This window comes from Cuspidothrix issatschenkoi CHARLIE-1, from assembly GCF_002934005.1.
Taxonomy (GTDB): domain Bacteria; phylum Cyanobacteriota; class Cyanobacteriia; order Cyanobacteriales; family Nostocaceae; genus Cuspidothrix; species Cuspidothrix issatschenkoi.
The window spans coordinates 1-11,333 of record NZ_PGEM01000161.1 but is presented as its reverse complement, the minus strand read 5'-3'; the positions used below and the strand labels follow the sequence as shown (position 1 = coordinate 11,333).

Genomic DNA, 11,333 nt, shown 5'->3' with positions numbered 1-11,333 from the left:
AAGGGTGCGGAATGTGGGCTTAAACACCCTACTTATGATTATATCATAATAATATTCAATAAGCACGGATTATTGTCCAGGAATTTTAGAAAGGAAAACCAACTATTACTCAGTTACCTGAATTTAGGATATACTAATAATATCAATAGTGAAAATTAACGTAGTAATTTAATATGCCTACTGAAACTATTACCCTACAAATACCCGAAATTATCTATCAACGGTTAGTTAATACCGCCCATGCTACCCAGCGCCCGTTAGAAGAAGTTATACTTCATTCTTTACAAGTAGGTAGTCTAGCAGTATGGGATGATGTACCAGAAGAATTTCAAGCGGAAATTGCGGCTTTAGATAAGTTAGATGATCATACTCTTTGGCAAATTTTCCATACTCATAAGACAGCAGCAGATATGGAAGAATATAATACCTTATTAGAGAAAAATTCTAGTGGTACACTTACAGAATCAGAAAGATTAAATTTAATATCTTTGCGGTATCAAGCTGATCTTTTTATGTTACGTAAAGCCCAGTCGGCAGTTTTACTTCGTTGGCGCGGATATAGTTTACCAAATCTTTAAACCCAATCTTTAAAATATTAAAATTCTTGTGTCTACCTATATTTCGGAAAGTTTAAGAAAACAAATCATTGATCATGATAAATCACGTTGCTGTTATTGCTTAACATCCGCGGCAAATAGCGGTATTCCTATGAACTATGACCATATTAAACCAGTTTCACAAGGCGGAGATATAACTTTTTAAAATCTGTGTTTAGCTTGTCGTTCTTGTAATGAATACAAGAGTAATTTAACTGAGTCTATAGATCCTTTAAGTGGTGAAACAATATCACTTTTTAATCCTCGTAAACAGAAATGGTTAGAACATTTTATCTGGAGTGCTGACGGTTCAAAAGTTGAAGGTATCACTGCTATAAGTAGGGCTACAATAATTAGGTTACGTATGAATAACCATTTAGATCAGGTGATAAGATCCCCGACTTCTTTTATTTATTGTGTCCATAAATTATAAATTGATCACCAGAAGTCGGGGATCTGGGTGTTAAAGGTTGCCATAGCTGAATACTTACATCATAATAATTTAACAACGAACTAATCAAGATATCCAACAAATATATGCCTAATATTCCCTTTCAATCTTTAACCATAGGAATCAGTATTATTTTACTCTCCTTACTCCCTTCCTCTTCTGTGCAAGCGCAAAATGCAGCAACTAAAATCGAACTCAAGGTTTATAGTCAAAACGAGCAAAAACAAAGTTGTCCAGATAAAGTTATTGTCACGGAAACCGCCCAACCTTATCGAGAAGGTGGTTTTGCTACCGATGGTTATGTAAATTTGAGTGAGTACGCAAATAATATTTCTGTCACTGCAAATAATGGCTTTAGCACTACATGGGTAGGAACACTAAAACCCAAATATGCAAAATGCTTTGCCTCCGCTGGCATAACCAAGATTAATGGGGAAAAATATACTGGAAATACTAATCATTTGCGGCTGCATTTTGTCAAAGGTAAAGTATACTTTATGCTTGACTTAGCCGGTGGGTTTGATGCTAATAATTATCCTTTAATAGTGGTCAAACAAGGGATGAAAAAAGGTAATCCCGTGTGGACTTGGGGAGGAACTGATTAAAGAATATTTTCAGCCCATGCCATTTTTGATACTAATACACAAAAATTATTGTTCAATACTTGGCAAATAAAAAATCATCTGCTATATTGGTTTCATACCCAAAAACCTAATCCCCTAATCCCCTGTCCCTACGGGGATGTAGAGACGCTCCTCGGAGCGTCTCTACTCTTTTATATTGCATTACAGTTGAGGAGAAGGACAAATTTCTCCCTATCTCCTATATCTTCAGTCGGTTTCTAGTTAATCCGCATTTAGAATTTTAGGAACTCGGAAAAAATCACCTTCCTGTTGCGGCGCACTGTTGAGAATCGCATTCCGTTCAGGATAAGGTTGGAGAATATCTTCTCTGGTGACATTGCTGACATCAATAGCTCTGGTTGTCGGTTGTACATTGGTGACATCCAGTTCATTTAGTTGTTCTACATAATCCAGAATACTACCGAGTTGAGTAGTAAATTTTGCTTCTTCATCCGCTGTTAATTCTAAACGAGCCAAATTAGCAACTTTACGAACCAGTTCGCTATCAATCATAATTTGTTAGTTGTTAGTTGTTAGTTGTCAGTTGTTAGTTGTCAGTTGTCAGTTAAAATTGCAGAACTAACAACCGACTAATCACTCATAACTAATCTAAAAGAATACGTCAATTTGCGATCGCCCGGTAGTTTTTAACCAGTTTTGGGCTTCAATATAGTTATTGGGAGCCATACGAATTGCTCTAATCCAATAATCAGCAGCTTGATCAAATAATGCTTCCCCACCGTCATTATCCCCGGCTTCCCTCGCCTTTTCCCCCTGAAAATGATAAATGACAGCGATATTATTCAAAGCTTGGGGTAATTGTGGATTTAACTCAATGGCCTGATGATAATACTCTAAAGCCTTATTATGATCACCATTACTGGCATAAATTAATCCCATATTATACAGAATATAACTCCGATCATTAGAGTCTTCTTCCATTTCTAAAGCTTCTGTATAGTAGTCTAGTGCTTCAGCATACTCACCTTCTGCCTGGGCAGACATACCATCTCGGTAATAAACAAAGGCTTCTTTAGCTTTTCTGTTGGTTGGCAATATCTTGAGGATGATATCTGCCATCACCGTAAAGGATTTGTCAACAAAGTTATCGTTTTTCTGTGTTCTTGGCATATTCGTCTCTATGGTTGCTCAATTGCAGCATACCGCTAATTTAACCGATCTGCGGTAGTTTGAGTTAGGGCAATAGGCAACAGAATTTTCTCCCCTACCCCGTACCTCCTAATTTTGTTTCCATTTCCGAAACAATGGCTAATTCCACTGTAGAAACAGGTTAAGTTAACTATTGCACACAAGCCCCAACCCAGCCGCGATGGTAAAAGAAATAGCAATTCGCACCACCGGACTAACTAAGCAATTTGAAAGACACGTTGCTGTTAATGATGTTGACTTAGAAATCCAGACGGGTGAAGTTTACGGATTAATTGGTCCCAATGGTGCAGGTAAAACCACCTTAATTCGGATGTTAGCCACTGCTGAAGAACCGACTACAGGTGAGATTTATATTAATGGCGATCGCCTAGAGGGAGATCATAGCAATCTCAAACTTAAACGTCGTCTTGGTTATTTGCCCGATGACTACCCATTATATGAAGATTTGACAGTTTGGGATTATTTAGATTATTTTGCCCGTTTGTATCGTTTGCAAGGAAAACACCGTACCCAACGCCTCCACGAAGTTTTAGAACTCATTCAACTGGGTAATAAACGCAATACCATGATTTATACTCTCTCACGGGGGATGAAACAGCGTTTAAGTTTAGCCCGAACTATTATTCATGAACCAATTTTACTACTTTTAGATGAACCTGTTTCGGGACTTGATCCCATTGCCAGGATGCAGTTTAGGGAAATTATTAAAGCTTTGCAAGAAGCAGGAATGACAATTTTAATTTCTTCCCATGTTCTCAGCGACTTAGCGGAGTTGTGTACATTCGTGGGCATTATGGAACTAGGTTTTTTAGTAGAAAGTTCTTCACTTCAACATCTTTATCAACGTCTGTCTCAACAGCAGATTTTTGTGTCTACTTTGGGCAATATAGATATATTAGTGAGGGAAATTAAAAACCATCCTTTAGTTGAAGAATGGGAGGTAATACCTGGTAAAAATAGCGTGCGAGTCAATTTTTCTGGTAAACCAGAAGATGCTGCCGATTTATTGCGATCGCTTGTCAGTATAGGAATTCCCATCACAGAGTTTCACTGTACCCAAGAAGACCTAGAAACCATTTTCCTCAAATTAGGTCACAAACAAGCATCATAGATAATTTTAGATTTTGGATTTATTGTCAGAATTCAGGTAAGGTAAAAAGATCCCCGACTTCTTTGATCAATTTATCATTTATGGACACAATTAATCACAGAAGTCGGGGATCTGGGCGCGAACGAGAGCTATAGCTGAATACTTACCATTTTTCTTTTATCTTCCCTGTTCCCTGTTCCCTGTTAACTGTTCCCTAAATCCTTACGATTTCATTTTCAAAGTTAAAATTGTTTAAAAATAAAACTTCTCAATTTTTGGAGGTCTAGACGATGTTACTAAATTTTATAGATAGGGTGGGAGAATTAAATCCCCAACTATTTCGAGAACTTAAAGGCAGATTAAAAGGCTTTAATCTCATCATTTCTATGGGTTCTTCCTTGTTATTGCAACTCATAGTTTTTCTGTTTCAATTACGAGAATTTCCCGATGAAACCTACTATCTTAGAGCTTCTTACTGTACTTTAGGAAAAGTATACGAACAGCAAGAACAAGAACTTTATAGACAACAAAACTTACTCAGTCAAAAAATATCAAATTATCAACAAATTAACCTAACAGATCCTAGCATAATTCCCAATTTACAATCCCAACTTAATCAAGTTGAAAGTGAATTAAATAACTTACGGAGTTATTTATCTAAAAACCTTTGTCCTTTAGATCAAATAGATTGGCAATTATGGTGGCGAGACCATTGGGAATACACCTTTTTAACATTGAGCGTAATTTTGATTTTTAGCCTATTAGTTGGGGGAACTTATTTACTCATCAGCGATTTAGCCAAAGAAGAACAAAGGGGAACATTGAATTTTATTCGCCTGAGTCCCCAAACAGAAACCAGCATTTTAACAGGAAAAATTCTCGGAGTTCCTAGTTTAATTTATCTCTTTGTTTTTACAGCAATTCCTCTACATTTTTGGGCTGGACATTCTGCAAACATCGCCACCAGTTACATTTTTAGTTATTACGCTATTCTTGCAGCTAGTTGTGTTTTCTTCTACAGTGCAGCCTTGATTTTTGGTTTAGTTAGTCGTTGGTTTAGCAGCTTTCAACCCTGGTTAGGTAGCGGTGCTGTACTTGTATTCTTGTTGATGACAATGACAATAGTATCATCCTATGGAGAATTCAATAATCCCCTAACTTGGATTAGATTTTTCGCTCCCTGGGATATTACCAATTATCTATTTCCTAATCTGTTTCGTTCATATCAAGATTCATCAATCAACAAGCTAGAATTTTTCTTTCTACCAATAGGCAAAAGTTTCATTACCTTAGTTGGCTTTCATTTAGTTAATTACGGAATTTGTACCTACGGTATTTGGCAAGCAATGAAACGCTGCTTTCGGAATGTAGATAGTACAATATTGAGTAAAGGACAAAGTTATTTATTTGTAGGTTTTGCTCAGATAATGTTTTTGGGATTGACTATACCCGGAGTTGATGATAAATACGATGTAGGGATGATATTCCTCACATCTTTATTCAACTTTGTCTTAGTGTTGGCTTTAACTATTATCCTTTCACCCCAGAGGCAAACTATCCAAGATTGGGCAAGATATAGACATCAAAATCATCGAAATAAATCTTTATTACAAGATTTAGTATTCGGTGAAAAAAGCCCGGCAATTGTGGCAATAGGGATTAATCTATTAATTGCTAGTATTCCCACTATAATTTGGATTGTATTCTCCCCTGATAATTTCTATAATGGCAACATGGACAAGAGTAAAGTCATATTAGCTATGGTTTTAGCCTTGAGTTTAATGTTGATTTATGCCACAATTGCTCAACTGATGCTACTGATGAAAAACCCCAAGCGTTATGTATGGGCAGTGGGAACTATAAGTGTAGCCATGTTTCTCCCATCAATTATGCTCTCAATTTTGGGGATTAGTGCATCAGAAAATCCAACTTTGTGGTTATTCTCTACCTTCCCTTGGGCAGCGATAGAATACGCAGAAATAACAACAATTTTCATAGCACTTTTAGCTGATTTTACCGTTGTAGCTTTGTTAAATTTCCAATTAAATCGCAAAATCGGAATTTTAGGAGAATCTGCAACCAAAGCATTATTAGCAGAACGATAATTTAGTAATTCTCGAATTTATAGCCGCCGATAACCGCGAATAATTTGCGTTTATCTGCGGTTATTTTTTTATATTAATATGAAAATAAATATTTAATATTTGAAAGTAGGTTGGGTTAAGCGACAGGGCAACCCAACAAAAATATTCATCATGTTGGGTTTCCTTGCGTCAACCCAACCTACACAAATAAACATTTATTTAAAACTTGACGATGTGATCATTATATGTAAATAATCAATGAGAACAAATCAGATCCCCGACTGCTGAGAGAAGTCGGGGATCTAAAGTTTTTGTATTCTTTTAATAATCACCATAAACTCATGATTAAGGCGCTAAAACTACCCCAAAAATTAATGCTGCTTGGTTCAGGAGAACTAGGCAAAGAATTTGTAATTGCGGCTCAACGTTTAGGTAATTATGTTATTGCTGTAGACCGATATACTAATGCTCCCGCTATGCAGGTTGCTGACTGTGCAGAAGTTATTTCTATGCTCAGTGTTGATGATTTAGAAGCGGTGGTAAATAAACATCAACCTGATTTTATTATCCCAGAAATTGAAGCTATTAGAACGGAAAAATTACAAGAATTTGAACAAAGAGGAATTACAGTTATTCCCACAGCAGCGGCCACTAACTACACCATGAACCGGGACAGAATTAGAGAATTAGCACATCAAGAATTAGGAATTAGAACTGCTAAATATGGTTATGCTGTCACCTTAGAAGAACTAATTACTATTTCTGAAGAAATTCGTTTTCCCAATGTTGTTAAGCCTGTGATGTCTTCTTCTGGCAAAGGTCAATCTGTAGTTAATGATAGAACTGAAGTAGAAAAAGCCTGGAATTATGCTATTTCTAATTCTCGTGGTGATAGTCAAAAGGTAATTGTGGAAGAATTTATAAATTTTGAAATTGAAATTACCTTATTAACAATTAAACAATGGGACGCGCCGACAATTTTTTGTGATCCCATTGGCCACCGTCAAGAAAGAGGAGATTATCAAGAATCCTGGCAACCCGCAGCTATTTCTGAAGATAAAATTTTAGCATCTCAAGCAATTGCCAAAAAGGTGACTGATGCTTTAGGTGGGGCAGGTATTTTTGGTGTGGAATTTTTTATCACTAAAGATGAAGTGATTTTTTCGGAACTTTCTCCTAGACCTCACGATACAGGAATGGTGACATTAATTTCCCAGAATTTGAATGAATTTGAATTACATCTGCGAGCGATTTTAGGTTTACCTATTCCCCACATTGAACAGTTAGGATTTTCCGCCAGTGCGGTAATTTTAGCTTCCGAAAAATCTGATTCTATTACTTTTACTGGTGTAGCTGAAGCCTTAGCAATAAAAGATGTAGATATTAAATTATTTGGTAAACCTACTGCCCACCCCTATCGTCGCATGGGTGTAGCTTTAGCTAAAGGTGGTGATATTCAAGAAGCTAGAGAAAAAGCGACAACAGCCGCTAGTAAAGTTAAATTATTAACAGGGGAAAGGTAAAAAATATTTGATACATCAATCATGACTTTTCAAATAACCTCTTAGAATAAAACATTAATACATACAGCATATTTCATTCAAATGAGGTACAACCATAATCAAACTTTTGTGGTGGGGGCATACTATGGCTAACGCCACGCGACAAGCTCAGTACAAGTCTTGCCCGCAAAATGTGTACCTCATACTTTCGCAAACTGCTGTATCTCACAGATTGAACTTGAGTTTGGACTAACTGACATTTAGCAGCAATGAATTGGAGTTTAGACTAAATCTTTTCTTGTAGGCTCAATCCCTTGCTGTATAAGGTTTATGACTTACAAGACGTAAAATAACTTGGAAACCCTTAAAGCCTTGCCTAGAGAGACTTTGGCGGAATAGGATGGCAAATTAGTCTAAACTCCAGGTCAAAAAGACTACTCCTAGACCCAAGAAGGAACAACCTAAATCGGCTTAACCTCTTAGTTTTTCTAGTTTGAGCTATGTAATTTGTCAACTCAGTCCTTCTGGGTCATTTTGTCATGTCTTAGTCTAAACTCCAGGTAGAACCATCATCGCAGATAATTAGTTCAAAATCTGTGTAGGTTTGAGATAGTACACTTTTAACAGCGTAGGCGAGTAAATTTACTCGGTTATAAGTAGAAATGCAAACGCCAACTTTAGGCATAATACAAAAAATCTGGTCAGGTAAATGTACTTTTTTAACTGGATTTACTAAACTGTAATTTTACTGAAAATTTTGGGCAAATAACAAAACTTAAAGTATAAATTTGTAATTATTTAAGTGTCTAAAGGAACATGGTGTTATTATATTTTGGTAAATATAGTCCAGATACAAAGGAAACAATACTGACCTCAAAGTTATTAGGTTTATGAATATCTTAATGATATCTTCAATCTTTCCCTATCCACCCACTGAAGGAGGAACACAGGTCAGGACATTTAATTTACTCAAGTCTCTGAGTCAAAATCATAGCATTACTTTCGTAACTCAACGGGAGTCCGATGTTACAGATGCAGAAATAGCTGGTTTACAAGATTGTGCAGATAACCTGGTTATTTTTGATCGTCCCGTAGATGGGGGTAACTCAACAGGAATACTGAAAAATGAGATTTCAACTTTCTTATCATGCTAGACAACTAATTGAAAAGGAATTTACATGGCAAATTGCCGGTCAATGTTATGAACAAGTTTGTTTAGGTAAATAGCAGTTTCTACTTTTAATTTAGCCAAAGATAAAACCATGAATAGTTATCACCATTGTCCTCGCACTTGTATCCTGCATAAATCAGATGATAATGATCAAACAAAAGAAAAAGGATTATGTGATTTCTGCTGGAATGAATACTGTTTTTGTTGGTCAGAATACTGTTTAAATGAATGGTATGAACTGCAATTAAAACATCACAATATCAAAAGTAAACATCAGGCGAAAGATAAAAATTAAGAAAGTAGGGGTAATTCATGAATTACCCCTACCCAAGAATAAGGTTTTCAGTCATATCTTGCGTAAGTCCTAATAATTTCCTCCCATTCATCTGGAGATAAAGGTTTAATCTCTATTTCCATGCCAAAACAATTACAAGCGGACTCTATTAAGGCGTTAATTATTATTTCTTCATTAATATTTGTTGGCAATTTTCCAGTATTAAAAAACTCTTGATTAAATACTTTGGCAAACAAATCTGCACCGGGATTTAATCGCATAGAACCATGTTGGAGAACTGCTTGACCTTTGCGTAATTGGGCGCTACCAATCAGTTTAGAACCATCTGCTAAAACTAAATCTGCACCTGTGGCAGTTCCAAAACAATTAGGATTGTGGATATAACCCCGCCCAGCTTGGCCGTAATATAAATCTACACCGAGCGATCGCCATCCTTGAATCAGAAACTCACAAATCTTTGCATATACATCCAGACGATTTCCCTCCAGTCCTGATGTTACCACAGCGTAAGTTAAATCACCTTGATGTAAAACCGCTCTGCCACCGGTGGGACGACGCACTAAATCTAATTTTTCGCCTTTCCAAGTTAAATCTTGCCAAAATTCGGGATATTGCCGTTGATGATAACCGAGAGAAATTGCAGGTGGCGACCAAGTATAAAAACGTAAAGTTGACGGATGTTTTCCTGATTCATGCTGTGCTAATAACCACCGGTCAATAGCCATCTGCACATCTCCAGATGCCGTTAAAGTAGGAATTAGTCGCCACACCTGCTGATACTCCAAATTGAACTACAGACAATTTTCCCATTGAACAGTGACAAGTTACTCGGAAAATTAAGAAAGGTGAAATGTCAGGTTTTATCGCAAGAAAACTTAACAACTAAGAAGAACTCACAAACAATAGAGTAAAGTCTAAGTCTTGTGGAAATAATGCCCGCGTTTATAATGCACCTGGAGGCGGCGCACCGGGAGAACAAGCGCTCAACGCATTTGGACAACCTGGAACTCGTGTAGAAACCCACTTTATTTTGCTTCCCTAATATAACCCCAGGCAAAACTATGAATTTTGAAGAAATTTGGCAAGAGTACGACTTTACCGAAGCAGAATTGCTATCAATGGGATGGCAATTTCCATATAATTATATCTTGTTAATCGTTCAGTCACCCCACGCTTACCGGGGAACATAGGATCTGGCTTAGGGGTATATGCGTCTAAAAATTCTGCCAACCCATCTTGGATATCAACCACGCGAGTCTTCAACTTCCCTTTAGTGGTAGACTTACGGAAGGTTAGAGTTTCGCTTTTGATATCAGTCGTCTGAAGTCTGAGAGCTTCCGACACCCGACAACCAGTAAAAAGACAAATAGCAAACAGTGTGCGATCGCGTGGGTTAGTCAAACTCTTATCAAACAGTAATCTCAATTCATCCGAATTGAGGGTTTTGGCCTGTCCGTTTCCTGCTACTTTCATGGTAGATTCCGTCCTTAACTTTTAAGGATAACACCAGTTTACACGAAACCTAGACAAGGATTATTAACCAGGCGATCGCTCCTCTTATCGAGGTAAAACCAAACTTTTACTGTTTACAACGGTATTTTTCCTTATATTTGGTATTCTCCTCATAAGTACCTTTACAACATTAATTTCTTTTGGATTGTCTATTGGCTTGCTGATAAGAATGTTAATGAGGTAAAGTTAGGTCGAGGGGGAGTATGATCTCCCCCTCGACCTAACTTTTACCCCTTGTACAGAATTTACTTTGATGAGTCAAAGACTACCACTTTTTGTACGGTAGGAATTTACCAGACATGGTAATTTTAACGCGATCGCCTTTGGGGTCTACCTCTTTTTCCACGTCTAAGGTAAAGTCAATTGCACTCATAATCCCATCACCAAACTTTTCTTGAATTACTTCCTTAATCGGGAAGCCATAGACCTGCATAATTTCATAGAAGCGGTAAATCAGTGGGTCTGTTGGGACAACAGGTCCCAATCCCTTAACTGGATATTTGGTCAACTCTTGGATATAGACGGGGGCTAAATCCAATGCTTCCACTAATAACTTAGCTTCTTCGGGTGATGCACTAGCTTGACGGTAGAATATAGCCGCAATGTATACTTCATCCAGTCCCAGAATTTTTTCTAAATCAGCAAAGCTTAAACCTTTCTCTTTCTTTGCCGCTAATAAAGTTTGCGTAATTTCAGGAATAGACATCTGGTAAATTTAAGGGTGAATAATTTTGCCCGAATAAATCTTACCATGAGGACGTAGAAGAGGCGATTGCAGGTTGTATCATCTCTCAACTACTGCCCTAATTGCAGATAAGGGTTTTCTCTAATCTGTTCTA

At 37.1% G+C, this 11,333-nt stretch carries 12 protein-coding genes and 1 pseudogene; 7 read left to right on the top strand and 6 right to left on the bottom strand.

Going from position 1 to position 11,333, the window contains the following annotated elements; all coding sequences use genetic code 11:
* Positions 1 to 173 precede the first annotated feature (173 nt).
* The gene (locus CUN59_RS18520; protein WP_104389231.1) at positions 174 to 578 is read left to right on the top strand and encodes a hypothetical protein; all 405 of its coding nucleotides are present in this window, start codon (positions 174 to 176) and stop codon (positions 576 to 578) included.
* Between the two features lie 555 nt (positions 579 to 1,133).
* Positions 1,134 to 1,652 (top strand): hypothetical protein, encoded by a 519-nt coding sequence (locus CUN59_RS18510; protein WP_104389230.1) that lies wholly within the window; start codon positions 1,134 to 1,136, stop codon positions 1,650 to 1,652.
* A 240-nt stretch (positions 1,653 to 1,892) separates the two neighbouring features.
* On the opposite strand, the gene gatC is transcribed toward CUN59_RS18510, so the two are convergent.
* Both gatC and CUN59_RS18500 read right to left on the bottom strand, forming a co-directional pair.
* A complete protein-coding gene (gene gatC / locus CUN59_RS18505) occupies positions 1,893 to 2,183 on the bottom strand; it encodes an Asp-tRNA(Asn)/Glu-tRNA(Gln) amidotransferase subunit GatC (protein WP_104389229.1) in 291 nt (96 codons plus the stop codon).
* A 96-nt stretch (positions 2,184 to 2,279) separates the two neighbouring features.
* Complete coding sequence (locus CUN59_RS18500; protein WP_104389228.1) at positions 2,280 to 2,801, bottom strand: photosystem I assembly protein Ycf3; 522 nt, start codon at positions 2,799 to 2,801, stop codon at positions 2,280 to 2,282.
* A 199-nt stretch (positions 2,802 to 3,000) separates the two neighbouring features.
* Here CUN59_RS18500 and CUN59_RS18495 point away from each other — a divergent pair, with 199 nt between their 5' ends.
* The 3 genes from CUN59_RS18495 (at position 3,001) to purT (ending at position 7,537) form a co-directional block, all read left to right on the top strand.
* The gene (locus CUN59_RS18495; protein WP_104389227.1) at positions 3,001 to 3,951 is read left to right on the top strand and encodes an ABC transporter ATP-binding protein; all 951 of its coding nucleotides are present in this window, start codon (positions 3,001 to 3,003) and stop codon (positions 3,949 to 3,951) included.
* Positions 3,952 to 4,220: 269 nt separating this feature from the next.
* Entirely contained in the window at positions 4,221 to 6,035 is a 1,815-nt protein-coding gene (locus CUN59_RS18490; RefSeq protein ID WP_104389226.1) for an ABC transporter permease, read from the top strand.
* A 320-nt stretch (positions 6,036 to 6,355) separates the two neighbouring features.
* Entirely contained in the window at positions 6,356 to 7,537 is a 1,182-nt protein-coding gene (gene purT / locus CUN59_RS18485; protein WP_104389225.1) for a formate-dependent phosphoribosylglycinamide formyltransferase, read from the top strand.
* A 523-nt stretch (positions 7,538 to 8,060) separates the two neighbouring features.
* Here the strand turns inward: purT and CUN59_RS18480 are convergent.
* Positions 8,061 to 8,201, bottom strand: a complete 141-nt coding sequence (locus CUN59_RS18480) for a glycosyltransferase family 2 protein (protein ID WP_438501833.1) — start codon at positions 8,199 to 8,201, stop codon at positions 8,061 to 8,063.
* A gap of 205 nt (positions 8,202 to 8,406) precedes the next feature.
* Here CUN59_RS18480 and CUN59_RS22170 point away from each other — a divergent pair.
* Together CUN59_RS22170 and CUN59_RS18470 are read left to right on the top strand one after the other, a co-directional pair.
* Positions 8,407 to 8,661 (top strand): annotated as a pseudogene (locus CUN59_RS22170) (glycosyl transferase family 1); the annotation flags it as partial.
* Between the two features lie 117 nt (positions 8,662 to 8,778).
* Complete coding sequence (locus CUN59_RS18470) at positions 8,779 to 8,982, top strand: hypothetical protein (RefSeq protein WP_104389224.1); 204 nt, start codon at positions 8,779 to 8,781, stop codon at positions 8,980 to 8,982.
* Positions 8,983 to 9,029: 47 nt separating this feature from the next.
* Here CUN59_RS18470 and CUN59_RS18465 read toward each other — a convergent pair whose 3' ends face one another.
* The 3 genes from CUN59_RS18465 to cynS form a co-directional block, all read right to left on the bottom strand.
* Complete coding sequence (locus CUN59_RS18465) at positions 9,030 to 9,707, bottom strand: lipoate--protein ligase family protein (RefSeq protein WP_104389223.1); 678 nt, start codon at positions 9,705 to 9,707, stop codon at positions 9,030 to 9,032.
* Between the two features lie 370 nt (positions 9,708 to 10,077).
* Entirely contained in the window at positions 10,078 to 10,455 is a 378-nt protein-coding gene (locus CUN59_RS18460) for a tyrosine-type recombinase/integrase (RefSeq protein WP_104389222.1), read from the bottom strand.
* Between the two features lie 304 nt (positions 10,456 to 10,759).
* On the bottom strand, positions 10,760 to 11,200 hold the full coding sequence (gene cynS / locus CUN59_RS18455; protein WP_104389221.1) for a cyanase: 441 nt from the start codon (positions 11,198 to 11,200) through the stop codon (positions 10,760 to 10,762).
* Positions 11,201 to 11,333 lie beyond the last annotated feature (133 nt).

Coding starts and splice junctions, on each gene's coding strand:
- CUN59_RS18490 (WP_104389226.1), top strand. CDS start 4,221: ATGTTACTAAATTTTATAGATAGGGTGGGAGAATTAAATCCCCAACTA.
- CUN59_RS18465 (WP_104389223.1), bottom strand. CDS start 9,707: ATGGCTATTGACCGGTGGTTATTAGCACAGCATGAATCAGGAAAACAT.
- gatC (WP_104389229.1), bottom strand. CDS start 2,183: ATGATTGATAGCGAACTGGTTCGTAAAGTTGCTAATTTGGCTCGTTTA.
- CUN59_RS18495 (WP_104389227.1), top strand. CDS start 3,001: ATGGTAAAAGAAATAGCAATTCGCACCACCGGACTAACTAAGCAATTT.
- CUN59_RS18500 (WP_104389228.1), bottom strand. CDS start 2,801: ATGCCAAGAACACAGAAAAACGATAACTTTGTTGACAAATCCTTTACG.
- CUN59_RS18460 (WP_104389222.1), bottom strand. CDS start 10,455: ATGAAAGTAGCAGGAAACGGACAGGCCAAAACCCTCAATTCGGATGAA.
- cynS (WP_104389221.1), bottom strand. CDS start 11,200: ATGTCTATTCCTGAAATTACGCAAACTTTATTAGCGGCAAAGAAAGAG.
- CUN59_RS18480 (WP_438501833.1), bottom strand. CDS start 8,201: ATGCCTAAAGTTGGCGTTTGCATTTCTACTTATAACCGAGTAAATTTA.
- CUN59_RS18510 (WP_104389230.1), top strand. CDS start 1,134: ATGCCTAATATTCCCTTTCAATCTTTAACCATAGGAATCAGTATTATT.
- CUN59_RS18520 (WP_104389231.1), top strand. CDS start 174: ATGCCTACTGAAACTATTACCCTACAAATACCCGAAATTATCTATCAA.
- purT (WP_104389225.1), top strand. CDS start 6,356: ATGATTAAGGCGCTAAAACTACCCCAAAAATTAATGCTGCTTGGTTCA.
- CUN59_RS18470 (WP_104389224.1), top strand. CDS start 8,779: ATGAATAGTTATCACCATTGTCCTCGCACTTGTATCCTGCATAAATCA.